Raw genomic sequence first — 26,056 nt, forward strand, 5'->3', positions numbered from 1 at the left:
GGCTTACAGCGCTTCGCGCGGTAATGGGTAATGGGTAATGGGAAAACCATTTTTTACGCTAGAGTGCCCATTCTTCAGGCTTTTCATGGGACAACACTCTCAAGGAACATTTCGATTACTGTACCTCATAACATCGAAAAATGCTGTATTCAAGCGGTCAACGAATTAAGCCAAGAATATAAACCTAGAATCTATCGGGAATTTCTAGGTATTCAACCTCCGGATGAGGGTTTTAAGTTAGATAAAATAGATATAATTAATTAAAATTGAATCATTAAATATGACGATCGCATACATCAATTTTCCAACCGTCTGATTTGTTGACGAAATTCCCGTAAAGCCGGACTTCGCCCGATCGCATAACTTCTTGCTAACACCTCTTTCACCCAATCTATTATAGGAAACTCCGGAAACACTTTGCTCTGTTGAATCTGTTGATATTCCCCATTTTCTATCCCATACATCTTCAGTTCCTTCTCGCCATAAATCCACAACTCCGGAACTCCCAAGCGGATATAAGCATCTGTCTGAGTTTTAGACGTGACATCAACTTCAATCGCCAAATCAGGAGGCGGATCGATGGCTAAATCAAGTTTATTTTTGCCAATCATCTGTTGATGATTTTCGATATAGAAGCATTCATCGGGTTCAATCCCAAATCCCATTTTTTGGCGCTTGAATGTCGTCGATCCGAAACATTCACAGTCAATTTCTAGTTCTTCTAATAAAATTTTCACCATATCCCCAATTAAAGATTTAGCGCGTTCGTGTTTTGGTAGTGGCATTCTGATTTCTAAAGTATGGTGACTGTAAGCAATCCGACTGGCACGTTTTTCTCCCAGTTCAATTAAAAATTGCTCAAATTCTTCCCAGTTCAGGTCATGAATGAGCAATCTTTGACCAGGGGGAATATCCAGTTGTTGGAATTGGAGAGTTAGGGGCATAGGAATAAGTAATGAAATATCTCACTAATTCTATCGTAAGATAGGGAAAGAAGAGCGAACCCAGACATCAATCATGAAGCGATTTAAACTATTTCCGTTGATATTATTTATGGCTTTCATAGGTGTGAGCTTTGCCGCCTATAGTAGCCCCCAACCCTTACCCAAACTTGCCCAAACTGCCAAAAATCTCACTCCACCTCGACTGCTTCATGCGGCGGAACTGGGTTGGGTAGAGCGTAATTTATTCTTGCCCGATCGCCAAATTATTATTGACCAGAGTTTTTGGCTCGGTCTTCGAGGCTTAGGAGAAGTGGCTTTTGTCGCCACAAAATTTCAGAACAGTCTGGAATTTCACGTAATGCAGACCAATGGCGAAGTCATTCATACTTTACCCCCAAACTCCCATGCAGAGTCTTGGATTTTGTCCAATTTAAAAGCAGTATCCTTCCAGGAAATTGACTTTGATGGGTCAGAACCCGATGTTATTGTTATTGCTGAGTATATCATTGGGGCTGGCCCTAGGGGAGATGAAACCTTTCCAGTGACTACGGTCTACTTTAATCAAGGTCGTCGCTTCACCACCGATCCTGAACTGAATCAATTGTTAACTGAACGGGGAGTCAGTACCATTGCTGAAGCCGAAGACATCCTGCGAGGTGAACTGATGTTTTTACCCTAGGGTAAGGAGTAGTGCTAAAGTTTAGCATGACAAAATTCCAACAACAACCATGGCTCGTTTTCTGCAACATCGCTGGCCGTTAGTGGTGCTATTCCTACTGGCGATCGCCACCCGGTTACCGTTCCAAAGTCAAATCCTCTACGAACACGATAGCGTGAACTTTGCCTGGGCGATGGAAGAGTTCGATCTAGAGCGCCATCAACCCCATGCTCCGGGTACGTTTATAATCCTGATTTTATCGGCTCGTGTGCTGAACCTTTGGTTACACGATGCCAATCAAAGTTTAGTGATGGTGAATATTATGGCCATGGCGATCGCCACTTGCGCCATTTATGTTTTAGGAAACCTCTGGTTTAATCGTAGTGTGGCATGGATCGCTGCATTTCTGATGCTATCGAGTCCCCTGATTTGGTTTTATAGCGAAGTGGGATTATCCTACACCCTAGAACTGGCTTGGGTAATTCTGATTGTCATCGCCTGTCATCATAGCCGCAATGGGAATAGACGCGCTCTGCTCCTTTCGGCTCTCCTGTTAGGATTATCTGGCGGTATCCGTCCCAATACTCCTATTTTCCTGTTTCCCCTCTGGAGTATGGCTGCGGGTTTGGCATGGCGCGAGAAACGCTATCGAGCAACTGATATCATCTTAGCCTTGGTTGCAGGGGCGATCGGGGTTTCACTCTGGGGGATTCCCCTACTCATCCTCTCTGGTGGTTTTGATGCCTACGTTAGCGCCATCCAAATTTGGTTAGATGGTCATCTCAAAGATAGCGATAGCCTTCAAGAAATTATCTCCAATATCCGGTTATGGCTCTATACCCTGGTCATGACTCTAGGATTTGTTACCATACCCTTACTCTGGTTTGCTTACTCTAACCGTTCCCGAATTCCTCCCCTTCCCATCCGCGACTGGCGAACTCAAGCCATTCTCCTGTGGAGCTTTCCCAGTATCCTCTATCTCACCTTTGTCCACTTCCAACGCCAAGGTCATAGTTATACCGTTATGCCCGTAGTTATTCTACTGGCAGCCCTAGCCCTGGATTGGTATTTACAGCAGAACCGTTCTCGCTCTCCCCAAGCCCTAAAAATTTGGATCGTCAGTTTTATCCTCTGTAATAGTTTACTCTTTATCTGGGGCCCCCCTCAATGGCGCACCTGGGCAAAAATCCAGGACTATGACCAATTTGTAGAAGTGCGACGGGATGCCATTTACCAAACCTTTCCCCCTACAAGCACCACCGTTCTTTCTAGTGGTCATTATGCGCGATTAGTGTCCTATTATTTTCGGGACTATTTCTCTGCGGATTTGGGAATGATGCTTACTGACGATTTAGCCTTCCTCGATCCGAGGGTGAATACTTTGGTGCTATTTGATTCTAGAATATTAGCGAATCTATCACCGGACATTGAAGTGCAAGAACTGCCCCTTCCCCAGGGCGATTCCCTGCGCTATATTCAATGGCAACCGTTCCAGGAGGTTCAGGTGAGCAACCAGAGCCTGATTATAAAATGAAGTTAGACGTAAGGAATCAGGAGTAAGGAGTTGGTTATTGCGACTGAAAAATTAACGTTTGCCGAATATCTCCAGTATGACGATGGCACGAATACCCGCTATGAATTGGTTGAGGGGGAATTAATTGCGATGAGTGTAGGGACGGGACGACATGGGGCGATCGCTGAATTTATGAATGATTGCTTTAAGGCAGAAGTTTCCCGCCAGGGACTTCCTTGGACATCTAAAGATATGAGAATTGGAGTGCGATCGCCCCGTGGAGGAAGATGGGACACTTCGCGGATTCCGGATGTAACCCTCTTACCCCTAGAACAGTGGCAAGACTTAGCGAACCGAGAAGCGGTGATTGAATTAGATGAAGCTCCCCCTATTTTGGTCGTAGAAGTGGTGAGTCCTTCGACTCAAACGACTGATTATCGCCATAAGCGATCGGAATATGCAGTATTAGGAATTCAGGAATATTGGGTCGTCGATCCAGTGGGTGAAAGGGTGACGATCTTCACCCTGGTTTCTGGGTTTTATGATGAGGCAGTTTTTCAAGGGGAGGAGGAGATCCAATCGGTGATTTTTCCTGAATTCCAGTTAACTGCGAATCAAATTTTATCTGGTAGGTAATCAGTAATATCAAATCTATTGATTTACGCTACAGATTGCGATTGGGGTAGAGACAAAGCATGTCTCGATCTGTAGGGGCGGGTTTTACCCAAATCTTGTAGACTGACGACTATTTTTGTCAACCCGCACGAACCCACTAACTAGCCTCTGCATTTTTTAACATTACTTCATAATTGAGAGATGAGCAAAATAAGGCTAAAACCCCTGATTCAAAAGAAATTGGGGGTTTTCTTTCTGTTGTAGCTCTTTTGGAAAATTATAAAGTTTTATTACAAGATCCCGGATTTTGCATAAAACTACCCCCCCAAAACCTGACTAACTTATAGAAGCCTTCGTTGCTTCTGCTCAATTATCCATTGTGCATATGCCGAGGATTAACTCATGCCCTTAATCAACTGGTTTGACAAACCATCGCCCAAAACCACCAAACTCCAGGACTCTCACACCTTCATTCTCGAACCCATCCTTACGCCTAGTGGTATCGTGGATGGCTTCGATGAAACCCCTGATGCCCTTCCCCTAGAGGATATCGAGGTTCCAGACACAGATGCGCCAGAAGTCGAAGATGCACCAGAGACGGAAGACACAACCAGACACACCGCCACTACAGACGAGGTAGAGGCAGTAGAAACACCCGAAGCGGATAACCTGATTCCAGACGCGGACATTGAGGAGATTGAGTTTATTACCGACTCCCCGACAGCAGACGCTGAAGAAGTTAACGGTGTTGAAGCTGAATCAGAAATTGACGGTTCCCCAGAGAGTGTTGTCGCCCAAGCCTTAAGCGACGCGCCGAATGCTGACTCAGCCAATGAAGATGCTGTTGAGCCTGAACTCACCGTCGATAAGGCCGATCCGGAGATTGAACCCGATGACACTACGGGTGAAGAGGATCTCACCCTTGCAGATCGGGCAGATGAGGCCGTTCCTCCTGAATCTGAAGCTGTTGAAGGTGCTGAAGCGGATGAAGACAATGCTGATTTAGGCACTGATGCGGCGATCGCCGACAATCCAGACGAATCAGCCCCCACGGACTCCCAACCTGAAGAGACTACCGACGAGCCAGTTGAAGACTCAGAAGACAATGAAGAGGCGCAACTGACTCCCGTAGAACCCCAAGAACAGTCACCAGCTCCAACCGGCATCTTCACCGTCGGCGAAACCGGAGAAATTGAAATCGAGTACCTCTTTGACGGCGGCAAATATCGCGGAGAAGTCGCCCTCTTTAGCTTAGACGGCATGGACGACCTAGAACCCGGTTCAGAAGCCTTCATCCAAGAAGCCGCCGCTCGCGCCTTGGGTATCGAAACCACCGAACCCACATCCGATGTAGGGGCGGGTTTATCAACCGATTCGTCGATTGACCCAGATTTAGGTGAACCCGCCCCCACCGATGGTGATTTACCCGCCGAAAATACCCCTAAATTGGGTGAAATCGTCATTTCTGACAAAACAGAAGGCGCGAAATTCGAGGGCACTCTAGGCGAAAAAAACTGGAATAAAGGCGAATTTGCCGGAGCCAAAACCGTGCAGATGCGCCCTGGGGATACCTTTGGCATCATGCTCGTTCCCAACAAAACCGTACAACAAGTCTTTGACAATCCCAGTATCGGTGGTTCCGGTCGTCCCCTATTCTCCCTCTCCACCGCTAACCCCGATGGTGGCTTCCATGTCGGACAAATCGCCGATGTTACCGGAGAAGGCAATACCTTCGTCATGGAAGATATCCGCGTCGATGGCAGCAGCGACTACGACTACAATGACATCATTTTCCGCATCAAAGGCGCAACCGGCGATGCCGTCGATCTCGATGATGTCATCGATGCAGACAACGACTGGCGCGAAACCGAACTCGGTCAAGAAATTCTCGACTATGTTTTCGACACCCTAGAACCCGAAGTTTCCGTCGCCACCATCACCGATGACCTCAACACCGAACTCGTTCCCGAACTCGAAGACGTTCTCAGCGAGCTGAAAGCAGAGTTAGCCGAAATCACCGAAAATCCCGATATCGTCAACGAAGAGCCACCGGCTGACGCACCCACGGAACAAGAGCAAGATAACCTCATTGCCGAACTCAACGCCGAACTCGAAGCAGCCTTTGCCGAGTTAACCGAAGATGAGTTTGCCGATGTCAACGCTCTTGCCGGTAAATTTGAATTCGACCCAGAAGACCAACCCCTCGTGGGAGTCATCGACACCGGATTTGCCGAAACCAACCCCGACATTGACGACAGTCGGATTACCCTCGGTAAAGATTATATCGATGGCGACGATAACCCCTTATTAGCGGAAGGGGAAGGAGACGACCACGGAACAAAAGTCTTAGAAGTCATTGCAGCAACTCAAAACAACAACGTCGGTATTGACGGCGTTAACGATGATGCTCCCCTGTGGTTAGGTCGTGCCGTTGGTTCTGGCAAATGGGCCGATTCTCTCGTGGAATTTGTCGATGCCGCCAAAGAATCCGAGCAACCCAACGCTGTTGTTAACCTCAGCTTTGATTTAACCCAAGAAAACCCCGATGGCTCCATCACCACCCGCACGGAATTTACTGAACCGGAAATTGCAGCCCTCAAATATGCTCGCGATAACAATGTCTTGATTGTTGCCGCAGCCGGAAACCAAGGGGAAGCGGTCATGTCTGCCTTGGGACAAGCGTCTGAGGATTTCGACAACGTGATTACCGTTGGTGCAGCCGATGAAGCCGCAGAACGGGCGGAGTATTCCAGCTACGGTAACGGTTTAGACCTACTTGCTTACGGCGCGAGACTCGATGACCCCACCACTCTGGCACAAGATCCTCAAGTGGATGCCTTTGCTGGCTTAAGCGCAGAGGAGATTGAGTTAGTTGAGGTTCTGATGGAGCAGTCCGAAGATTCGGGTACAGAGAACGCTGCTACTGATACTGCTGGTGGTGTGGCTCCCACTGCACCCATTCCCAGCAATGAGACTGGGGAAAATACCAGCACTCCTACTCCAGCCGCTCCTATTCCAGCCCTGGGTAGTAGCATCACCAGCAATGAAACCAGCGTTCCGCCATTGCTGAACGATAACTTCAATACTGAGAATCTGGGCACAGGAGACATTGCCACCCTTGACCCCATTCTTGATAATTCTGACACCTCAGAAAATCGCCTCCTGTCTTCAGAAGAAGAAGCTCAAGCCTTGGCTGCCACGCAAAAAATGCTGTCTAATGTCTTGGCTTCTCTGGAAGATAGGGAAGATACTGAGTGGGGACAACCGGCTCTTGCGGGAACCTCTATTGCCGCAGCTAAAGTGACGGGTGCAGCCTCGCAAGTTTGGGCAGCGAATCCGGATTTGAACTTTGCCCAAGTTAAGGCCATTCTCAAGGACACGGCAGTAGATTTGCATACTCCCGGTTGGGATGCAGAAACGGGAGCAGGTTTACTCAACTTGGGATTGGCAGTGCAAGCGGCATCCCTGACCCAAGGAGAAGCTTACACCCTGGAGAAAGATCCAGTCTTGTCCGGTTTAGGACTCCTCAATGGTGCGGCAACTCCCGCAGAACGTCCCGCCTTCTTCAAAAAACTTTGGCGCGGCGTGAAGAGGGTATTCAACAAAGTTGTCAGGGTTGTCAAGAAAGTTGTCAGTGTTGTCAAGAGAGTCGTCAACGTTGTCAAGAAAGTGGTGAGCTTTGTTCAGAAAGCCATCCCTGTTATCAACAAAATCCGCAACTTCATCTCGACCAAACTGATTCCAAAATTCATGTGCTTGCCCATTTTAGGCAAGGTTGGTGTTGTTTTGGGCGGTATTGCTCTCGTTGGCGCGGCTATTGGGGGTGCAGTGTTGTGGTTCAAGAATCGGAAACCCCAACCTACTCCTACCCCAACCCCAACTCCCGGCCCTGCTCCAATTCCTCCAGATGTTTTGGAGTTAGAAGCAGCATGGAAATTGCTGACTCCTGCCGAGCAAAACAATCTCGGCCCAGCCCTGAAAAATGGGATCGATCCCAAGTTTAAACCCTTGTTTGATGGCAGCGACCCGCATAAAATTTTGCCCTTACTGCAAACCATTAGTGGTTTGACTTCTGCTCAACAAACTCAGCTTGGGCCTTTCGTACTCAATGGAGTTCCGGCTCTATATCTACCATTTTTTAATGGTTCTAATCCCAATGATCCGAATGTGCCGGTTGCAACCAAAAATGCTTGGAACAGCTTGACAACTGACCAGAAAAACGTACTGCAACCGGTGATGCTCAATGGCGTTACCAGTTCCTATGGTCGTCCTCTGTTTGATGGTAGTCCTGCGGGTCAGCAGATTGTTAATGTTCTGAATACCTTGGCCAGTCAGAACTTGAATAATCGTCAGCGCGGTCTAATGATTAGTTTCATGCTGAATCCGGGTGGTATTCCCACACAATACGAGCCTCGATTCACGTGACTGACGACGCTGGCCCATCGAATTGCTGCGAAAGAATCGGAAATTCGGCAACTTCAATGGACGATCCAGAGCTTAACAGCACAAACGAATCAGATCAATACGCTGGCTAACCATTACGAAGGCTTGCGACACCAGTATCAGAGTCAAGCCCATTACTGGAATGGCCGCATCCGTACCTGGGGATTAGTGGGCTATCAGTGGCAATCCTATTGGTATAAGGATGGGAAACGCTGGCGACAAGGTTGGCGACAAGTCCCGGTTTACGGATGGATTCACGATGCTCAAGCGGAAGCGAATCGTAATGCGATGCAACAAGCGGCGAATACGGCAGCCCAAATGCGGGATGCGGTTCGGCAGCAGGGACAACCTCAAATGGGGAATAACCAAGGGCAAATTGCTCTGTTGCAACAGCGTATTGCGACACTGCAGCAGGAGTTACAACGGTTGAGACAACAGCAAGCGGCTGGCAGTTCTCCGTAGTTGCACTGTATCGGATAGTAGGGGCGAGGAGGCGATCGCCCCTACAGCAGTTTGGTCAAATATAACGTTTCATTACAAAAAGGGAGATTTGGCATAAAAATGACCGGAAAAAACTGAGAACCCTATAGAGGCTCCTGTAGCTTCTACTCAACTTTGTATCCGGTATTACCGAGGATCAATCTATGAAACTGTTTTCTCACCACCTAAGTCTGCTCTACGTGAATGCGTTAGGGTCTATTGTTGGGGCATTAGCGTTGATAATGGCGATCGCTCCCTCTGCTTTTGCTGCTAAGTTTGCCGACTTCGTGTTTGTCGTCGATGAGTCCGGGTCTATGGGTGGCGAACATAGCTGGATCGGACAAACCATTGGAGATTTAGAAGCCGCTCTACAAGCTAAAGGGGTTGGCACAAAATCTCAGCAAAATCGCTATGGTTTAGTGGGTTTTGGCAATCGCTGGTCTTCCTCTCGGTTAGGTCACTCCATTCCGGTCGGAGGTGGCTTATTTGGCAGTGCTACCGAGTTTGCCAATGCCACTGGCTCTCTGGTAACCAATGGTACCTTTGAAGATGGCTATTCGGCGATTCACTATGCCTTAAATAACTACTCGTTCCGCCAAGGAGCTGCGGTCAATTTTGTCTTGGTGACGGATGAAGACCGGGATAATGGCAATTCTGCTCTGAATTTCGACAATACTCTGAACGCCTTAGACGATAAAAATGCCTTGCTCAACGTTGTGGTTAATCATCGCATGACTGGAAATAATGGCCAGCAAGCGATCGGATCTGACCGAGATGGAAATACTTTTTTTGCTGATGGACAAGGTGGATTTTCTACAGTTGAAAATGGATTAAAAACACCTGAACTTCCCAATCCACCTTTACCACCCAAGTCTCCATTGAAGCCATATCCGCCCCGTCCTCCATATCCCCGTCCTCCATATCGGGGTTGGGGATCTCACCACTATAGTGACAACACTAAACGAGATTATGTAGATTTAGCTTGGGCGACGGGAAACTCACTTATTGGTGGGGCAGCTTGGGATTTAAATCTGCTTCGTTCTGGAGGCACTACGGCTCAATCCTTTAGTGCTGCTTTTGTGGACATTAAAGCCACAGAAGCCCTCAAACAAACTCAAATCCCCGAACCCTCGGCAACGTTGGGGTTATTGGGATTAGCGGCTTTTGGTGCAGCTCAATCTTTGCGTCGTAAGTCCGTTTAGACACTGTTCTAACTTTTTCACCGTTCACATCTACCCTTGAGAGGAATAGCGCTCATGTCTATGTTACAAAATTGCTTCAAAACTTTCTCTGTTGTTGGCATCTTCTCCCTCCTCAATATCGCTGCTCCAGTTTGGGCAGCTAATTATCTTCAGATTGACAATGACCGGTTATCAATTGCTGAACTTGAACGCTTTGCTAAAACAGGAAAAGCTTCAGATTTACCAGAAGCACTTCACAATGGTGTCATATCTATTGAAGCTCTCTACGAACAGTTAAACCGGCCAATTTCTATCGATCCTAACAAACCTCTTGAGCCTCTAAGTCAATCTTTGCTCAATACTCTGTTACCTGATGTTTCTGGTGATGAACTAACCTTTGCTTTACACTTGCTCGAAGAAAAAGCACAGAATGCCAACTTGATTAAGTTTCTCCAGTCATTACCCGGAGATACGATCACACCAGATAACTTTTTGTCTACACTTCAGGCTTATAATCCTACAAAGCCTAATCATCGAAAGCCAAAACCAATTGACTTGAGAACTTGGACACAAGAAGGCCCATCTACATATGGTAATTGGGTCGTTTCTCCCGATGGAAGTTCGGTTCTTCAGACGATTAATGGAAATCCAACCTTCTTTGTCAGTCCGGAGGAGTTTATCAATACCACTGTCACGGGTAAATTTAGGGTTGAAGATCCCTACGATGACGATTTCATTGGATTTGTCTTCGGCTATCAGTCACCCATTGCTGCAAACAACGATCCAGCTAATGACTTTGATTTTCTGCTGTTTGATTGGACTAAATTTGGTTCTATGGGGAAACAGCGTGGATATGAAGGTTTTGCTTTGAGTGAAGTCAAGGGAACATCCATAAGTTCAGGAAGTTTTTGGCACCACCAAGAAAGTTCTGAGTTTGATCTTCTTGCTACTCACTATGGATCGGGCATGGGTTGGAAAGCTCGTACGGACTATGATTTTACTTTGCTTTATGAAACTGACCGCATCAAAATTGATATTGATGGAGAAACCATTTTTGACATCAGTGGAGAGTTTGAATCGGGTCGTTTTGGCTTCTACAACTATTCACAGCGCTATGTTCGCTATTCAGGATTCGCTTCCCAACCTGTGCCTGAACCTTCTGTTATCGGTAGTATTACCATGCTGGGTCTGGTTGGCTTAGGTAAAATGGCTTCACGCAAACGTAAAGGCGCTTAGATTTGTAGATTTGTAGGTTGGGTTGAACGAAGTGAAACCCAACATAAATCCAACGAAGATGTTGGGTTTCGTTCCTCAACCCAACCTACGGGAAATGGTATTTATTGATAGGTCAAAATAGCATGTTTAACTTCTCGAAAAAGACATCGTATACTTGCCGTCTGGCGACTCTGGAAGATGCGGCAGAAATTGCGCCATTATGGGCTAAGTTTGCCCAAGAGCGGGAAATGGCAGATCCAGCTTTGTCGATTAAGTCTGACTTTGATTTCCAGGCTTATATTGCTCAACAGTTAAACCGTCCCCTGAGTTATGGGTGGGTGTTGGAAGATACTCAGAATTCTCTATCAATTGTGGGCTGTTTGTTGGTCTATTGTTACGATGAAGCACCGCCGCCGGATTTGCCCCTAGAATGGCAATTTGAACATGAACTGAATAATCCGTTTAAGCCACGGCGCGTGGGTTCGGTTTTGGGACTCTATATTGAGCCGGAATACCGAAATCCGCAGACGATTCAATTGCTGACTGATGCAGCACTTGACAAGGCTTATGAGATGAAGGTGAGCCATTTGGATATCCTGGTTTCTGGAGAACAGACGGGGATGCAGGCGTTTTTGAGTCGCTCTGGGTTTACGAAAGCGGCGGTGCAATATACGAAGGAGTTGGCGATTATTGATGAGGGTGAGTTGCCGAATTTACATCCACCCCATCCAGAGTTAAAAATTACAGAAGAGAGTGGCGATCGCTCTATTCCCCTCTACGATCCTCAGACTCAGGAATTGGTGCGAAATCCTGATGGAGAACCGGTATTTTTAACCGTTCTTCGCGATGAGGATGGTATACCTTTAACAACCTCGGCGGGTTTACCCATCTATGCTAATCCCGTTCGCCATCCTCAAACTCAAGACTGGGTATTCGATCGCCAAGGACAGTTACTCGTGTGTCCTGTCTTACAAGATGACCGGGGTCAAGTGGTAGAATTGCAGGGCATTCCCCAGTTTTATCCCCCAGATTATGAAATGGTGAACGGCCAATTGCGCTTGAAACAAGATGAAAAGGGCAATTATCTCTTCTGTGACGTGGAAAGAGATAGGGAGGGAACTATTGTGCTGTCTCCTGATGGTTCTCCCCTATTTAAGCCAGTGAAAGCGATTTCTGTAGCGAAACGCTAGTTCTGTGATACAGAGCATTTGAGGCAATAGAGGAGAGGAGTGCGAGCATCTTGCTCGCTAGAGAAAGGCAGCGAACAATAGAGGAGAGGAGTGCGAGCATCTTGCTCGCTAGAGAAAGGCAGCGAACAAGATGTTTGTCCTTGACTTTACAGTGCTAAAATGGGGTCGAGTTTACCCTGAGCATCAAGGTCGTAAATGCCGCTACAGTCGCCGATATATTTATCGTCAACAAAAATCTGAGGGAGCGATCGCGGGCCGCCTGTGCGCTCTACCATTTCATCCCGTGCGTCTTCGTCTCCATCGATACAATATTCAATATAGTCAACGTCTTTGCGATCTAATAGAGCTTTAGCTCGCAGACAAAAAGGGCAGGTACTCCAGGTGTAAATTTCAACTTTTGCCATGATAGTTGTGATTCTCCCACGATCTAATTCCTTTACAATTCTATACAAAATTGGCGATCGCCCCAGGTAATATGAAATTCTTAGATGTTTGCTACATGATGATTGACACGGTGACGCGGAGACACGGGGACACGGGGACACGGGGATTGATGTGTAGCGTGATTCTTGGGGTTTGATATAACGATTGCACGAAGCACCCAAAAAAGGGTACTATGCTCCTTTGAGCTTATGAATATTGCTTAGTCTGAGGATTACTTCATCAGTGCGAAAGATAGTTTTAGCAGGTAACTGGAAAATGCACAAAACCCAGGCCGAGAGCCTAGAGTTTGTGCAAGCATTTCTCCCTCAATTGGAACCAACCCCCGCAGAACGAACCGTCGTTTTGTGTGTTCCCTTTACCAATTTAGGGATTCTAGCGGAAAAATTAAAGGGAACTCGCGTCAATCTGGGCGCTCAAAATGTTCACTGGCAAGACCAGGGCGCTTATACCGGTGAAGTGTCCGGGCCCATGCTGACGGAGATCCCAGTCCAGTATGTGGTCATCGGTCACAGCGAACGCCGGGAGTATTTTGGCGAAACCGATGAAACGGTGAATTTACGTCTGAAAGCAGCTCAGAAACATGGGCTAATCCCCATTCTCTGTGTAGGAGAAACAGAGCAACAGCGAGTGAATGGGGAAACCGAATCTCATATTCGTTCCCAGTTGGATCGGGATTTAGTCGGAATCGATCAAAGTCAATTGGTGATTGCCTATGAGCCGATTTGGGCAATTGGAACCGGGAAAACTTGTGATTCTAAGGAAGCCAACCGGGTGATTGGTTTGATTCGTTCCCAGCTCTCGAATCAGGACGTGCCGATTCAATATGGAGGCTCGGTGAAACCGGATAATATTGATGAGATTATGGCCCAATCGGAAATTGATGGGGTTCTTGTCGGTGGTGCGAGTCTAGATGCACCAGGATTTGCCCGGATCGTCAATTATAGCGTAAAGCACTAGGGAGTAGGGGCTTTCCGGCTGTTTCCCTTCGGGACATGAAACGCCCCTACAATTTTTAGGTTTTTATAGGGATAGGCTTATGGCTTGGATGGTGCGGGGACGTTCGTTCGATTGGGGAGAGCGAACCTATGTGATGGGGGTGCTGAATGTCACGCCAGATAGTTTTAGTGATGGCGGGGAGTTTAATCGTTTAGAAACGGCGATCGCCCATGGCCAATATTTGGTCGATCAGGGGGTAGATGTGGTCGATATTGGCGGCCAATCCACCCGCCCCGGTAGCATCCAAATTTCCCTGGATCAGGAGTTAAATCGGGTGATTCCGGCCATCGAGACCCTCCGAGAATTGCCGGAACCCTATGGTAGTATTCCAGTGTCTATTGATACAACCCGCTCCGAGGTAGCCAAGGCTGCGGTAGAGTCCGGTGCGGATTGGGTGAATGATATTTCCGGGGGAGAGTTTGACGAGCAAATGTTGGCAACGGTAGCTCAACTAGGAGTCCCGATAATCTTGATGCATATGCGGGGAACTCCGGAAACGATGCAACAGTTGACCGACTATAAGGATTTAATCGGGGAGATTTTGGGGGGTTTAGAGGAGAAAATCCACAAGGCTCTAAAAGCAGGAATTAAAGAGATTATCATCGATCCAGGCATCGGATTTGCCAAAACCTACGACCAAAATTTGCAGATTTTGCGCCAGATTCCCCGACTGCGAGAATTGGGTTATCCAGTGTTAATTGGCCCGTCGCGCAAGAGTTTTATTGGTCATATTTTAAACCAGCCTGACCCAAAAAAACGGGTTTGGGGCACAGCAGCAGCCTGTTGTGCAGCCATTTCTGGGGGGGCAGATGTGGTAAGAGTCCACGATCTACCGCAGATGGCGGAGGTGTGTCGGGTTGCGGATGCGATTTATCGGGGGGCGATGAGATCCCCCTAAATCTCCCTTTCAATAGACGATATCTGATTAGAGCGCTTTCAAAATTCCGGTCAAGGGATTTGTAGTCTTGTGTAGAGAGATAACTGAGTAGGGTAATTCCCTATGGCTCCCTTCTCTTCTGCACCCTTCGTGATGCTGAACTCAGGTTAGACTGAGAGCCAAAGGCGCTTAATCTCTGGTGTTTGCTTGTGAATCGGATGTAGAAGAGTTAACCTTTCTATTGACTCCATTGAATCTCCCCCAATACCCAATTTTTGACCTGAATCCTCAAGCTTATGTCCTTTAGTCTGCTCAAGCGACTGCGAAAAAATTATCATGCCCAAGCCATTGACCGACGCAGAGGCAAGTCTTCGCGTTTGAATCAGTGGTTTAAGTGGTTATCCCCTGGATTGTTTGTCAAGCGTTGGATGGTGATTAGCGCTGGGGGGATGATTCTGGCAGTGTTTGGATTGGCGATTTGGACGAAGATGACCCCGGTTTTCTATTTACTGAGGTTAACGGAGGCGGTATTAAGTGGTTTGGCCCAGTTGGTTCCCAATACCATTAGCGGGCCGTTGGTGGTGATTGGAGGGATTCTACTGATTTTGTGGGGCCAGAGTCAAACGGTGAATTCTATTAGTCAGGTGTTGATGCCCCCTGGGGATGAGGAGTTGGTGGATCGGTTGATGAACCACCGTCGTCTGCATCGGGGGCCGAAAATTGTGGCTCTGGGAGGAGGAACGGGATTATCGACCCTGTTGCGGGGGTTGAAGTTCTATAGCGCGAATATTACGGCGATTGTGACGGTGGCCGATGATGGGGGGTCTTCGGGACGGTTGCGGCGGGAGTTGGGGGTGCAGCCCCCTGGGGATATTCGTAATTGTTTGGCGGCGTTGGGGGATGAGGAGAAGTTGTTGACGGAGTTGTTTCAATATCGGTTTAGGACGGGGGATGGGTTGGCCGGTCATAGTTTTGGTAATTTGTTTTTGACGGCGATGAGTGAGGTGACGGGGGATTTGGAGCAGGCGATCGCCGCCAGTTCCCATGTGTTAGCGGTGCGCGGTCAGGTGTTACCGGCGACGTTGGCGGATGTGTATTTATGGGCGCAAATGGACGATGGCCGCCGGATTGAGGGTGAATCTCGGATTCCGGAAGCCCAGGGGAAAATTGTCAAGATTGGTTGTGTTCCGGAGTCGCCACCGGCTCTGCCTGCGGCGATCGCCGCCATTGAGGATGCAGATTATATTATTATTGGGCCGGGAAGTTTATATACGAGTGTGATTCCTAATTTATTAGTGCCGGAAATTGTGGAGGCGATCGCCAAAAAACGGGTTCCTCGCATTTATGTCTGTAATATCATGACGGAACCGGGAGAGACCGATGGCTATACGGTTTCCGATCATATTCGGGCGATCGAGCAAGTGGTGAAAGGACGCATTTTTGATGCGGTTTTGGTTCATAAACGACCCCCTTCGGAAGCGGCTCTGATCCGATACGCCAAACAAGGTTCCCATCCCGTATTCTTGGATCGGGAGAATGTGGCCCAGTTAGGCTATCGGATGGTGATGAGTAATGTGATGGATGAAGATGCGATCGGCCATAAGGTACGCCATAATTCCCGCCAATTGGCCAAAGTCTTGTTACGTTGGTATGGTCGCGTACAGGGCTTGTGATATCAAGTCCGTATTCCCTATTCCCTTACTTGCAAATGTTTGATTTTTGGGTCAAAACCAGTGGAACCTGGATTAATGTGGCAACGGTATTAGTGGGAACCGGGTTAGGGTTGCTGCTGAAAAATCAACTGCCCCAGCGCATTCAAAACACGATTACTCAGGGGATGGGGTTGATTACTCTGTATCTGGGAATCAGTATGGCCAGCAGTTTAACTCAAGGGCAAGCGGGAAAGGTTGATGGGGTAGTGTTGGCCGTAATTAGCTTAACATTGGGTGGGTTGTTGGGGGAATGGTGGCAACTCGAAGAGCGACTGAATACTATTGGTTCTCAACTAAAGACTTGGTTTCGGGGAGGGGGACGGTTTACGGAAGGGTTTGTGACTGCGAGTTTACTCTTTTGTGTGGGGCCTTTAACCTTGGTAGGTTCTCTGAATAATGGACTTACGGGTGACGATCGTTTATTGGCCCTGAAAGCAACCATGGATGGCTTAGTCTCCATTGCGCTCACTGGCAGTTATGGCATTGGCGTGGGGTTTTCTATTTTCACAATTATTGTTGTGCAAGGGGGCATGTCTTTACTCGCGGGTAGCCTGACTGAAATTTTACCCAATCCTGCCAACGACCCGCGTATTTTCCTCGTGACTGGAGTGGGGGGAATTATCATGCTAGGCTTAGGCTTGAATTTGCTCAATATCAGTAAGCTGCGGATTGCCTCATTTTTGCCTGCACTAGCGTTAGCACCGTTGATTTATGCGATCGCCCAAGCCATGCAGAGGATGATGCCTGTTTAAGTTTACCGCCCAATCTAGATAATGCTATCCTTTGAAAGCATATTATGCAAAGGAGTTATTGATGAAAATTACCACCAGTACCGGATTAGTCGGTTTTTTATTAGCTTTATCCACCTTGAGTGGTTCCCCTGCTCAAGCAACGGGAAGTGTCGCTGAATTTTCGAGCCAATCTTCTAACCTGGAACAACGGTTAAATCGCTTAACGGAAACCTTACAAAATCGCCAACAACAGTTCGATTTAAATTCCCAATCTGCCGAAACTGAAACGAGCCAAGATATAGCCCAATTTCGTAATGTGTTCCGCAATGGGGGAAGTTTCAGAAATAGCGGTGGATGGCGCAATGGGGGCAGCTTCCGTAATGGGGGTGGATGGCGCAATGGATGGCGCGATGGGGGCGGTTTTGTGAACTTCCGGAATCGGTAATACCATTTCTTGGTGAGAATGCCAGGTTATAGATCCCCCAAACCCCCTTAAAAAGTTTGCTCTCAATTGATCTTACGGAATTGGTAAACTGACGACAAAGGTTGTTCCTTGCGTGGCTTTGGGTGGATAGGCGGCTGGACTAAAAACTTTGATGGTTCCCTGCATTTGTTCAGTTAAATCTTTGGCGATCGCCAAACCCAAACCGGTTCCGGGAATCTCTCCCTCAGCTTGAACCCCTCGATAATGGCGCTTAAAGACCTCTGGGAGATCTTCTGGGGGAATCCCTGGGCCCGTATCGCTAATGGCAATTAAGAGTTGATTTTGGGCGTTGTGAGCCGTCACTTGTAAATAAATATGTCCTGGAGCTGGGGTGTATTTGATCCCATTTTCCAAGAGGTTATTTAAAACTTCCGTTAACGCCGTGGGATCGACTTCAATTAGGGGTAAATGAGGTGGAATCTGGCAATTGAGGCTCAGTCCTTTCTCTTCGGCGATCGCCTCAATCGAAGGTAAAAGCGAGGCGACAATCTCTTCAATGGTACAAGATTTAAGCGTAAGGGAAATCTGACCCAGGGAAGGAGGAAGTTGGGGCAAAAGGGAAGGGGTAGCCCTCAGCAGTCGCTGTTCTGAAGCCTCACTTCCATCAGATTCTAGAGTGCGATCCGATTGTTCTAGGGCATCCATGGATTGGTTAAAATGTTGTAGCAAATCCTGGAGCCGCCTACTTTCCCGGAGCATATTTTCGGCGATCGCCCGATTGGGATCGGCAGGAGCTAGTCGTTTGAGCAGCAATTTCCCAAAGGTTCCCAAAGCCGTTAGGGGGTTGCGGAATTGATGCAAAAAATTATGCAACAGTTCGTGACGCTTTGTTTGTAGCTCCGTCTGCTGTTGATAGCGATGTTCAGACCATTGACCCCGTTGATCCAATAAACAGGCGATCGCTAAAGTATTAGTAATTTGTTGAATCTGTTCTCGCTCTAGTTCATCCCATTGCCGATCTTGCCGTTGAGTGACTAAAAAACCCATCAACATTTGTTGTTTCACCAGGGGTAGAATCAGTTGATGGGATTGGGGCAATACCTCCGAGTCCGTTGATTCCAACTTCGGATCGACGGAATTGGGTAAAGAAGGGGTGAGTCCTTGAAATTGTCCCTCGTAGGGAAGAAAAGCGATCTCCTCTAACTCAGTCCAGGGAGTCGCCCGATCCGGGTAAGCGGCGATCGGAATCAGTTGCGTAAACGACCGGTCTAGATGGTGTTCCGTTAGATAAACTGCACTCAAGGAAGCACCCAAAGATTGGGTCAGTAGGGAGATTTGCGATCGACACAGTTCAATAAATTCCGAACTGGCAGGCCTTAACATGAGAATAGAACTTAAGCAGGGACGTTAGGATTTCACAACATCCGACATTGCCGTAATGCCAGAGTTAGATTTCGCTTTCCCCATTGTAGTGGTTTCCGGGTACTCAAGGAGTTTAGCCCGGAAGTTCTCTGGGAATTTTCATTGCGATCGCCACCCGATGATTAGCAAATTTTGTTGATTTATCTTAAGACCAATTGATTTTTTTCATATAAACCGATATAATCTGCACGTATTTTGTAACCACAACTACATCTGTCTGCTAAAAGGGGAGGTAAGGACATTTGGCTAGAAGACGTAAGCGCAAAAGCCGTCGTCGTCAGGAAGGACGACGCATCCTCGAACAAGTTCCTCAGTATAGCATTGAAAGCGGCGAAGATAAACCCGTAACGGCAGCGCGAAAATTCATTCGTGCCCAAGGGATTATCCCACCCGCTTTATTACTGGTCAAGCGGAACGAGCATACCACAGATCGGTACTTCTGGGCAGAAAAAGGTTTATTCGGCGCTCAATATGTCGAGGAAAACCATTTTCTGTTTCCCAGTCTGAAACATCCCGATGAACTCCAACCCCCATCAATGCTACTGGGAACCGGCGTAACTGAAGCCAAATAAGCTGATACACCTTATCCGATCGGATAGCAGCGTGTCAAGCTTCAGGTCACTCGGCAAGCTTATGAGGCAGGGTTTTAGCTAAACTCTGTCTCAGAAGAGATCAAGGGTTCTAAAGCTTTCTGAAGTTCAGCGAGTTCATCTCGGTGGGCTTTCAGAGCAATCAAACTTTGCGCCGTTGGCGTGGGTTGCTCTAGGGGTTGAACTTGCAGCTCCACTTGTTCAGTACGATAAGCGCCCTTCCAATAGAACCAACCCGCACCAGGGGCAAGAACAACCACCATCCATAGGATCGGGGGAAACTCAGGCCAGAGGGTGGAGAATACGAGGTTAGCACAAAGGATGCCCAGGGCAGCTAAAAAAGAGAGAAAGATGGCCAGAAACCAACTGGGTTGAACCGTACCTTCGAGAGTAATTTTCTGGGTTTGGCTCTCTAGGGCTGTGACTTGATAGGCTCGGCTGTCAAAATACTGTTGCAGTTGGGGAAGCAGTTCTTCTTCTGTGGCATTGGCAATGAGGGTAATTTCTTCAGTTCGGTCTTTGACGGATGCTCGGATAAAGAAAAAGAGACCGATACACAGCAGAAGGGTCAGGATCAGTAAGGGAATTAAGGCAGGATTTTCGCCGATCATGTCAGGGTTTAAAGTATAGAAGACGCTTTTAATATTTTACGACGGGGTTATGAAGGTTAAAGAAATTGGAGAACAGGGCCTGTTGCAGCATCTTTTTCGGTTTTGTCCGGCCCATCGGGTGGGCGATGATGGGGCAGTGGTAGATCTGGCTCCAGGATACCGGATGGTGGTGACGACGGATGTGTTGGTTGATGGAGTCCATTTTAGCGATCGCACTACGCCCCCCCATGCAGTGGGTTGGCGAGCGGTAGCGGCCAATTTATCAGATTTAGCTGCCATGGGTGCTTCTCCGGTGGGGATTACTGTGGGGTTAAGCTTGATGGGGGAAACCGAAGTCGAGTGGGTTGAATCTCTCTATGAAGGGATGAGTGAGTGTTTACAACCCTATGAGACCCCGATTATAGGGGGAGATGTGGTGCGATCGCCCGTCATTTCCCTCAGTATTACCGCTTTGGGACAAGCGCAGCCAGATCGCCTCTGTCACCGCCATACGGGACAACCTGGCGATCGGATTGTGGTCACCGGGGTTCATGGAGCCTCCCGCGCTGGCTTAGAATGTTTGTTAAATCCGGAATGGTCTACGGCGCTGTCGCCTGGCGATCGCCAACGCTTAATTCAGGCTCATCAATATCCACAACCGCGCCTGGATGTATTGCCTAAGTTATGGGATTTGCATCCCCAATCGATCGCCGGAATGGACAGTAGTGACGGGTTAGCCGATGCCCTAGAGCAAATTTGCCAAGCCAGTGGGGTAGGCGCTCAAATTCATCTGAGTAAAATTCCCACCGCTCACGGCTTAAAGGCTGTACTTTCTGACGAACAGATTCGCCATTGGGCTTTTTATGGGGGAGAAGATTTTGAGTTAGTGTTGTGTCTTCCTCCGGAGGTTGCCGATCGTTTCGTAGACCAACTGGGGGAAGATGCAGCCATCATTGGAGAACTCACCTTTGGCGATCGCCTGGAACTTTTAGATCGTTTCGACCACGAAGATAAACCAAACCCCAACTCGACCTTAGATCGACGTTGGGGCTTCCAACATTTTAATTAAGTTATGGAGTCGATGGATAATGGAGGCAATACTGATAGGTTTAAGCTTGCCAGTTTTTCGCCACCACCTCAGCCAGATCGACTACTCGCTGAGAATATCCCCACTCATTGTCATACCAGGCAATCACTTTCACCATATCGCCATCCATAACCATCGTTAAGCTGGCATCCACAATTGAAGAGGCATCATGACCGCGATAGTCACAAGAGACTAACGGTAGATCGCTATATTCGAGGATTCCTTTCAAGGGGCCTTCAGCCGCTTCTTCCAGGACTTCGTTGACCTCTTCCACAAAAGTCCTTTTCTCCACTTGAACCACTAAATCCACAACGGATACGTTGGGAGTAGGAACCCGCATGGCAATCCCATTGAGTTTTCCTCTTAATTCAGGAATCACCAAGGCTACAGCTTTGGCTGCTCCAGTAGAGGTCGGAACAATATTCAATGCTGCGGCTCTAGCACGACGGACATCGCGGTGAGAAGCATCGAGCAGCCGTTGGTCACCCGTATAACTATGGGTGGTGGTCATGGTTCCCTTAATAATCCCAAAATTCTCATGGAGAACCTTGGCAAATGGAGCTAAACAGTTGGTTGTACAACTGGCATTACTGACGACGTTATAATCTTGATGCCGATACTGTTTATCGTTGACTCCGACTACAAAGGTTCCGATATTTCCTCCTTTTCCGGGAGCGGTAATCAGAACCTTTTTTGCCCCCGCTTGTAAATGCTTGGATGCTCCTTCTTCGGTTACAAATACCCCAGTCGATTCAATAATTAGATCGATGTCCCATTCTTTCCAGGGTAAGTTTAGGGGGTTGCGATCGGAAACGCATTTAATGGTCTTACCATTGACCATTAGGGAGTTCTCATCCGCCGATATCTCTGCATCCAATGTGCCCAACATGGAATCATATTTGAGCAAATGGGCGTTTGTTTTCGGATCGGAAGTATCATTAATACCCACAACTTCCAGATTGCTGTTCTCTCTGCCTGCCCAGCAGCGCATGAAGTTGCGTCCAATCCGACCAAAACCGTTAATTGCTACTCTAATCACTTCGTCTTGCCCTCTATTTCTTCAACCAAGTATTTTTAAGCAAATGCTAAATGTTTATTGTGACATTAACCCGACTGGAAACCACTGATCGAGTGCGATCGCACTCCAATATCAGCTCTCCTCGCCCTGAATCAGAAATCAGATGGACGACTTTTATGACTGACTCCCCAAAAAATGTAGAAAAGGCTACTCTATTTTGGGTAACTCACTGGCGATCGCCATCGATTGATTGAGGCAGTCCATCTAGTGATCCAGGGTTAAGTCCGATAGAGCCTGGCTTGGATGAAGCCAGATTCTGTTGTTTATCCTCTAATCTAGAAAAACTTTCCAGAATTGAGTTGAGCTTCCTAAGCATGAGAAAGCCTGTTCAATCTGAAGATACCATAAAAGGGAACCGAGTTTTTGAGAAGATGGGGTTTAATTTCCGGAAGCGGGTGTCACGAAAACGAAAAGATAATAAATAAATTTGCCTATTATATCATAAAACTCAAAAATAGCCAAACAAGGCTATCCTGGGGGCACAAATGGAATCAAAATAGGGAAAACCATGGTGACGCTCAGGAACAGATTGGGGATTTTATGCCATAGTATTGCCATAAAAACAAATCTTGAAATATGATATCGCGTGTTATTGGTGTGGTGTGTGAGGAAAAAATGCTTAGTCCGATAGACTTTGGTGGCAAACCCTTCCATTTTATCGGGATAGGTGGCATAGGCATGTCCGCTTTAGCGTACATCTTAGCCAAACGAAACCTACCCGTTTCGGGTTCAGACATTCGCTTATCCCATATTACCGAACGGTTGCAGGGATTGGGGACTCAGATTTTTGGCTCTCAAGAGGGCAAAAACTTAGAGATTTATCAATTTAACCGCTCTGACTTAGAGAGGGAAGAAGACAGGCAAAGCCCAGCTCAAGAGGCGATCGCCCCAGTTCCGCAAGGGCTAGTCGCTAGAGCGACCGAAACCGTAACGGATCGACCTCACTTGCCCCAAGTGATTTGCTCAACGGCCATCAATACCAATAACGCAGAATATAGAGCAGCCCTAGAATTGGGCTGTCCCATTTTTCACCGCTCTGATGTCCTCGCTGCCCTGATCCAAGACTATCGGAGTGTAGCCGTGGCCGGAACCCATGGTAAAACCACCACCAGTAGTTTGATCGGTTATTTGTTGCTCAGAGCCGCGTTAGATCCCACGATTATCATTGGGGGAGAAGTCAACGCCTGGGAGGGAAATGCCCGATTTGGCCAAGGAGAATTTCTAGTGGCAGAAGCCGATGAATCTGACGGTTCTCTGGTTAAATTCGCAGCAGAAATCGGAGTGATTACCAACATAGAATTAGATCATCCCGATCATTATCACAGTCTCGATCAGGTGATTGAAACCTTTGAAAGATTCAAGAAACAGTGTACAACATTAGTGGGATGCATCGATTGCCCAACGGTACGCGATCGCATTAATCCAACCATTACCTATAGTTTGAATTTAGAGTCAGGGGCAGCGTATAGCGTCGATCGGATTGTTTATACTTCCCAAGGAACCCAGGCGAGGGTATGGGAGCGAGGTCAGGTGTTAGGGAATGTAGAAATTCCCTTATTAGGCCAGCACAATCTGAGCAACGCACTGGCGGCGATCGCCGTAGGTCGTCACTTAGGCATCGAATTTTCCACCATTCAGGAGGCCCTGTCCTCCTTTGAAGGAGCCAAACGACGCTTTGAATACCGAGGAGAATTTAATGGCAGTATACTCATTGATGACTATGCTCACCATCCCAGTGAAATCCAAGCTACTTTAGCCGCAGCCAGTCTAAGAGCCAAAGACCAGCGAGTGATAGCCATATTCCAACCCCACCGCTATAGTCGAACTCAAATGTTTCTGGCCGAATTCGCCCAATCCTTCGGACAAGCGAATCAAGTGGTAGTAACGGATATCTATAGTGCCGGTGAAGCGAATTTAAGCCATCTCCAAGGTGAAAGCGTCGCCCAGGCAATCGGCCAATATCACGATCGAGTCTCCTATCAACCCACACTCAAAGACGTTGAACAGTATTTAACCACCCATTTACAACCGGGAGATTATGCTGTTTTTCTAGGAGCTGGGAACTTAAACCAAATTATTCCCCAGCTCATGGCTCGTTCCGTGTAAGGTCTCACTTTCTCGCCACCTCCTCCACCTGCCCATACACCATTGATGAAAACCCATGACAATATCCTACGATCCCCCTAGACTCAAAAGCGCTCGTGGTCTGACTCAGATGGCTCCTGAAGGCATCCAACTTAAACCAACGGATGGGGCGACTCAACCGAGTATGATTCAAGCCCATGTCTCCTTGGCAGGGTTAACCTCATTTCGGGTGGGCGGGCCAGCTCAATGGTATGCCGCCCCTCAATCGGAAGCCGAATTACTGACCAGTTTAGCTTGGGCAAAATCTAAATCTCTACCTGTAACCGTCATTGGAGCAGGATCGAACCTGTTAATCAGCGATGAGGGGTTGCCCGGCTTGGCGATCGGGACTCGGAACCTGCGAAATATTGAGTATGACGATCGGATGGCACAAGTGAGCGTTGGTGCTGGGGTGTCCTTAGCCTATCTCGCTCGGCAAGTGGCTCGTAGGGGGTGGTCTGGACTCGAATGGGCGATCGGCATTCCCGGAACCGTTGGTGGCGCTGTGGTCATGAATGCCGGGGCCCACAAAAGCTGTATTGCCGATATCCTCATGGATATTGAAGTGATCTCTGGTAACGGAATCAACCAAACCTTAATCAATACAGACCTCGAATATCGTTACCGCAGTTCTATCCTGCAAGGGTCAAACTACACGGTGACTCAGGCTCGGTTTCAACTCAAGCCAACCAACGATCCCCAAACCATCATCGCCACCACCAATACCCATCTCCATCAACGACACGCCACCCAACCCTATCATCTGCCCAGTTGTGGCAGCGTCTTTCGCAATCCTGAACCCCAAAAAGCGGCCCAACTCATTGAAAAAACTGGGCTAAAAGGCCATAAAATTGGAGATGCACAGGTTTCTGAACTCCATGCCAACTTTATTCTCAACTGTGGCCACGCCAAAGCCAGTGATATTTATCAATTAATTTGCTATGTTCAGGATCGAGTCGCTCGGCAATGGTCAATCCAATTGAAACCGGAAGTGAAAATTTTAGGAACGTTTAACCCATAACTCAAAAAACGCCTATCTCTTAGGAGGCAAGGGTCTAACCCTAGATCGCCTGAGATTTTTACCCCCATTTTGGTTATGCCTGGCCAACTGTGGGTAAAATAGCGTAGACAAGCAGAACAACCCAAATTAGAGTTAATCAATCATGACACAAGGAAAGGGATTTGGCTTCGGTTTAGGAAAAATGAAAGAGCTGACCGAAGCGTTTAAGAAAGCTCAACAGGTTCAAGAAGGAGCCAAACAACTCCAAGAAGAGTTAGAGGAACTCGAAGTTGAGGGAGAAGCGGGCGGTGGACTCGTCAAGGTTGTAATGAATGGCAACCAAAATCCCCAGCGCGTAACCATTTCCCCTGATGTTCTCGGAGAAGGCGCTGATGTCGTCTCAGACTTGGTTACCGCAGCCATGAAAGATGCTTACAACAAGTCTACAACCACCATGAAGGAAAAGATGGAATCCTTGACAGAAGGATTAAATCTGCCTGGTATGGGATAATGCTTGCACAGGGGTTCGTGAGTCTGAAATCTTCGGGTGAACAGGCGATCGTGACCCCTTTTTTATTTGTACTGATTCGATAGAACTGCTTTGACATACTCCCCAGCCTAAAGGCGTGGGGATTCTCCGCTCAAACAGCAATAGCAGTCTGGGACTGTCTGACATCGCCTAACGAATCAGTTGATGCCCCAACTGATTTTATATTTCTAGCCGCGTTTAAGTCTCTATCAT

The 26,056-nt window shown here is 47.7% G+C and carries 24 protein-coding genes and 1 pseudogene; 19 read left to right on the top strand and 6 right to left on the bottom strand.

Annotated elements, in window-relative coordinates; genetic code table 11:
* Window positions 1-296: 296 nt before the first annotated feature.
* Entirely contained in the window at window positions 297-944 is a 648-nt protein-coding gene (locus PJF56_RS21475; protein ID WP_283764768.1) for a Uma2 family endonuclease, read from the bottom strand.
* A 109-nt stretch (window positions 945-1,053) separates the two neighbouring features.
* On the opposite strand from PJF56_RS21475, the gene PJF56_RS21480 reads away from it, so the two are divergent.
* The 8 genes from PJF56_RS21480 (at window position 1,054) to PJF56_RS21515 (ending at window position 12,239) form a co-directional block, all read left to right on the top strand.
* Window positions 1,054-1,623 (top strand): hypothetical protein, encoded by a 570-nt coding sequence (locus PJF56_RS21480; protein WP_283764769.1) that lies wholly within the window; start codon window positions 1,054-1,056, stop codon window positions 1,621-1,623.
* Between the two features lie 49 nt (window positions 1,624-1,672).
* Complete coding sequence (locus PJF56_RS21485) at window positions 1,673-3,136, top strand: hypothetical protein (protein ID WP_283764770.1); 1,464 nt, start codon at window positions 1,673-1,675, stop codon at window positions 3,134-3,136.
* A gap of 30 nt (window positions 3,137-3,166) precedes the next feature.
* Window positions 3,167-3,751, top strand: coding sequence for a Uma2 family endonuclease (locus tag PJF56_RS21490; RefSeq protein WP_283764771.1), 585 nt, complete (start codon window positions 3,167-3,169; stop codon window positions 3,749-3,751).
* Between the two features lie 381 nt (window positions 3,752-4,132).
* Window positions 4,133-8,155, top strand: a complete 4,023-nt coding sequence (locus PJF56_RS21495) for a S8 family serine peptidase (protein ID WP_283764772.1) — start codon at window positions 4,133-4,135, stop codon at window positions 8,153-8,155.
* 123 nt (window positions 8,156-8,278) lie between these two features.
* A complete protein-coding gene (locus PJF56_RS21500) occupies window positions 8,279-8,635 on the top strand; it encodes a hypothetical protein (RefSeq protein WP_283764773.1) in 357 nt (118 codons plus the stop codon).
* 182 nt (window positions 8,636-8,817) lie between these two features.
* Window positions 8,818-9,855 (top strand): PEP-CTERM sorting domain-containing protein, encoded by a 1,038-nt coding sequence (locus PJF56_RS21505; RefSeq protein ID WP_283764774.1) that lies wholly within the window; start codon window positions 8,818-8,820, stop codon window positions 9,853-9,855.
* A gap of 54 nt (window positions 9,856-9,909) precedes the next feature.
* A complete protein-coding gene (locus tag PJF56_RS21510; RefSeq protein ID WP_283764775.1) occupies window positions 9,910-11,070 on the top strand; it encodes a hypothetical protein in 1,161 nt (386 codons plus the stop codon).
* Window positions 11,071-11,192: 122 nt separating this feature from the next.
* A complete protein-coding gene (locus PJF56_RS21515) occupies window positions 11,193-12,239 on the top strand; it encodes a hypothetical protein (protein WP_283764776.1) in 1,047 nt (348 codons plus the stop codon).
* Window positions 12,240-12,385: 146 nt separating this feature from the next.
* Here the strand turns inward: PJF56_RS21515 and grxC are convergent, their stop codons facing one another.
* On the bottom strand, window positions 12,386-12,646 hold the full coding sequence (gene grxC, locus PJF56_RS21520) for a glutaredoxin 3 (RefSeq protein ID WP_347179610.1): 261 nt from the start codon (window positions 12,644-12,646) through the stop codon (window positions 12,386-12,388).
* 259 nt (window positions 12,647-12,905) lie between these two features.
* Here grxC and tpiA point away from each other — a divergent pair, with 259 nt between their 5' ends.
* From tpiA to grrA, 5 genes are all read left to right on the top strand, one after another.
* Window positions 12,906-13,640: a triose-phosphate isomerase gene (tpiA, locus tag PJF56_RS21525; RefSeq protein ID WP_283764778.1), complete on the top strand. Its 735-nt coding sequence runs from the start codon at window positions 12,906-12,908 to the stop codon at window positions 13,638-13,640.
* A gap of 79 nt (window positions 13,641-13,719) precedes the next feature.
* A complete protein-coding gene (gene folP, locus PJF56_RS21530) occupies window positions 13,720-14,577 on the top strand; it encodes a dihydropteroate synthase (protein ID WP_283764779.1) in 858 nt (285 codons plus the stop codon).
* A gap of 275 nt (window positions 14,578-14,852) precedes the next feature.
* On the top strand, window positions 14,853-16,229 hold the full coding sequence (locus tag PJF56_RS21535; RefSeq protein WP_283764780.1) for a gluconeogenesis factor YvcK family protein: 1,377 nt from the start codon (window positions 14,853-14,855) through the stop codon (window positions 16,227-16,229).
* A 35-nt stretch (window positions 16,230-16,264) separates the two neighbouring features.
* Window positions 16,265-17,020, top strand: coding sequence for a DUF554 domain-containing protein (locus tag PJF56_RS21540; RefSeq protein ID WP_283764781.1), 756 nt, complete (start codon window positions 16,265-16,267; stop codon window positions 17,018-17,020).
* Between the two features lie 61 nt (window positions 17,021-17,081).
* On the top strand, window positions 17,082-17,444 hold the full coding sequence (gene grrA, locus PJF56_RS21545; RefSeq protein WP_283764782.1) for a GrrA/OscA1 family cyclophane-containing rSAM-modified RiPP: 363 nt from the start codon (window positions 17,082-17,084) through the stop codon (window positions 17,442-17,444).
* 72 nt (window positions 17,445-17,516) lie between these two features.
* Here grrA and PJF56_RS21550 read toward each other — a convergent pair whose 3' ends face one another.
* Entirely contained in the window at window positions 17,517-18,806 is a 1,290-nt protein-coding gene (locus tag PJF56_RS21550) for a sensor histidine kinase (protein WP_283764783.1), read from the bottom strand.
* Window positions 18,807-19,087: 281 nt separating this feature from the next.
* On the opposite strand from PJF56_RS21550, the gene PJF56_RS21555 reads away from it, so the two are divergent.
* Window positions 19,088-19,417, top strand: a complete 330-nt coding sequence (locus PJF56_RS21555) for a DUF3155 domain-containing protein (RefSeq protein ID WP_283764784.1) — start codon at window positions 19,088-19,090, stop codon at window positions 19,415-19,417.
* Between the two features lie 74 nt (window positions 19,418-19,491).
* On the opposite strand, the gene PJF56_RS21560 is transcribed toward PJF56_RS21555, so the two are convergent.
* Window positions 19,492-20,046: a cofactor assembly of complex C subunit B gene (locus tag PJF56_RS21560; RefSeq protein WP_283764785.1), complete on the bottom strand. Its 555-nt coding sequence runs from the start codon at window positions 20,044-20,046 to the stop codon at window positions 19,492-19,494.
* 49 nt (window positions 20,047-20,095) lie between these two features.
* On the opposite strand from PJF56_RS21560, the gene thiL reads away from it, so the two are divergent.
* On the top strand, window positions 20,096-21,094 hold the full coding sequence (gene thiL / locus PJF56_RS21565; RefSeq protein WP_283764786.1) for a thiamine-phosphate kinase: 999 nt from the start codon (window positions 20,096-20,098) through the stop codon (window positions 21,092-21,094).
* 40 nt (window positions 21,095-21,134) lie between these two features.
* Here thiL and PJF56_RS21570 read toward each other — a convergent pair whose 3' ends face one another.
* Entirely contained in the window at window positions 21,135-22,151 is a 1,017-nt protein-coding gene (locus tag PJF56_RS21570) for a type I glyceraldehyde-3-phosphate dehydrogenase (RefSeq protein ID WP_283764787.1), read from the bottom strand.
* Window positions 22,152-22,201: 50 nt separating this feature from the next.
* On the opposite strand from PJF56_RS21570, the gene PJF56_RS21575 reads away from it, so the two are divergent.
* The 4 genes from PJF56_RS21575 to PJF56_RS21590 all read left to right on the top strand — a co-directional run bounded on the left by PJF56_RS21575 (window position 22,202) and on the right by PJF56_RS21590 (window position 25,825).
* Window positions 22,202-22,384 carry a hypothetical protein gene (locus tag PJF56_RS21575; protein WP_283764788.1) on the top strand — a complete coding sequence of 61 codons (183 nt, stop codon included), beginning with the start codon at window positions 22,202-22,204 and terminating at the stop codon, window positions 22,382-22,384.
* A gap of 421 nt (window positions 22,385-22,805) precedes the next feature.
* Entirely contained in the window at window positions 22,806-24,296 is a 1,491-nt protein-coding gene (murC, locus tag PJF56_RS21580) for a UDP-N-acetylmuramate--L-alanine ligase (RefSeq protein ID WP_283764789.1), read from the top strand.
* Between the two features lie 55 nt (window positions 24,297-24,351).
* Window positions 24,352-25,335, top strand: a complete 984-nt coding sequence (gene murB, locus PJF56_RS21585) for a UDP-N-acetylmuramate dehydrogenase (protein ID WP_283764790.1) — start codon at window positions 24,352-24,354, stop codon at window positions 25,333-25,335.
* Between the two features lie 142 nt (window positions 25,336-25,477).
* Window positions 25,478-25,825 carry a YbaB/EbfC family nucleoid-associated protein gene (locus PJF56_RS21590; RefSeq protein WP_283764791.1) on the top strand — a complete coding sequence of 116 codons (348 nt, stop codon included), beginning with the start codon at window positions 25,478-25,480 and terminating at the stop codon, window positions 25,823-25,825.
* 130 nt (window positions 25,826-25,955) lie between these two features.
* Here PJF56_RS21590 and PJF56_RS22295 read toward each other — a convergent pair.
* Window positions 25,956-26,056: pseudogene (locus PJF56_RS22295) on the bottom strand (RNA-guided endonuclease InsQ/TnpB family protein); the annotation flags it as partial.

Origin of the sequence: Roseofilum halophilum BLCC-M91 (assembly GCF_030068445.1) — a bacterium.
Taxonomy (GTDB): domain Bacteria; phylum Cyanobacteriota; class Cyanobacteriia; order Cyanobacteriales; family Desertifilaceae; genus Roseofilum; species Roseofilum halophilum.

What these genes read in the sequence shown, in the direction of transcription:
- PJF56_RS21575 (WP_283764788.1), top strand. Translation starts at nt 22,202, where the DNA reads ATGTTTATTGTGACATTAACCCGACTGGAAACCACTGATCGAGTGCGA.
- PJF56_RS21515 (WP_283764776.1), top strand. Translation starts at nt 11,193, where the DNA reads ATGTTTAACTTCTCGAAAAAGACATCGTATACTTGCCGTCTGGCGACT.
- PJF56_RS21540 (WP_283764781.1), top strand. Translation starts at nt 16,265, where the DNA reads ATGTTTGATTTTTGGGTCAAAACCAGTGGAACCTGGATTAATGTGGCA.
- murB (WP_283764790.1), top strand. Translation starts at nt 24,352, where the DNA reads ATGACAATATCCTACGATCCCCCTAGACTCAAAAGCGCTCGTGGTCTG.
- PJF56_RS21535 (WP_283764780.1), top strand. Translation starts at nt 14,853, where the DNA reads ATGTCCTTTAGTCTGCTCAAGCGACTGCGAAAAAATTATCATGCCCAA.
- PJF56_RS21550 (WP_283764783.1), bottom strand. Translation starts at nt 18,806, where the DNA reads ATGTTAAGGCCTGCCAGTTCGGAATTTATTGAACTGTGTCGATCGCAA.
- PJF56_RS21560 (WP_283764785.1), bottom strand. Translation starts at nt 20,046, where the DNA reads ATGATCGGCGAAAATCCTGCCTTAATTCCCTTACTGATCCTGACCCTT.
- thiL (WP_283764786.1), top strand. Translation starts at nt 20,096, where the DNA reads ATGAAGGTTAAAGAAATTGGAGAACAGGGCCTGTTGCAGCATCTTTTT.
- PJF56_RS21495 (WP_283764772.1), top strand. Translation starts at nt 4,133, where the DNA reads ATGCCCTTAATCAACTGGTTTGACAAACCATCGCCCAAAACCACCAAA.
- folP (WP_283764779.1), top strand. Translation starts at nt 13,720, where the DNA reads ATGGCTTGGATGGTGCGGGGACGTTCGTTCGATTGGGGAGAGCGAACC.
- murC (WP_283764789.1), top strand. Translation starts at nt 22,806, where the DNA reads ATGCTTAGTCCGATAGACTTTGGTGGCAAACCCTTCCATTTTATCGGG.
- PJF56_RS21505 (WP_283764774.1), top strand. Translation starts at nt 8,818, where the DNA reads ATGAAACTGTTTTCTCACCACCTAAGTCTGCTCTACGTGAATGCGTTA.
- grrA (WP_283764782.1), top strand. Translation starts at nt 17,082, where the DNA reads ATGAAAATTACCACCAGTACCGGATTAGTCGGTTTTTTATTAGCTTTA.
- PJF56_RS21485 (WP_283764770.1), top strand. Translation starts at nt 1,673, where the DNA reads ATGGCTCGTTTTCTGCAACATCGCTGGCCGTTAGTGGTGCTATTCCTA.
- PJF56_RS21510 (WP_283764775.1), top strand. Translation starts at nt 9,910, where the DNA reads ATGTCTATGTTACAAAATTGCTTCAAAACTTTCTCTGTTGTTGGCATC.
- PJF56_RS21590 (WP_283764791.1), top strand. Translation starts at nt 25,478, where the DNA reads ATGACACAAGGAAAGGGATTTGGCTTCGGTTTAGGAAAAATGAAAGAG.
- PJF56_RS21480 (WP_283764769.1), top strand. Translation starts at nt 1,054, where the DNA reads ATGGCTTTCATAGGTGTGAGCTTTGCCGCCTATAGTAGCCCCCAACCC.
- PJF56_RS21475 (WP_283764768.1), bottom strand. Translation starts at nt 944, where the DNA reads ATGCCCCTAACTCTCCAATTCCAACAACTGGATATTCCCCCTGGTCAA.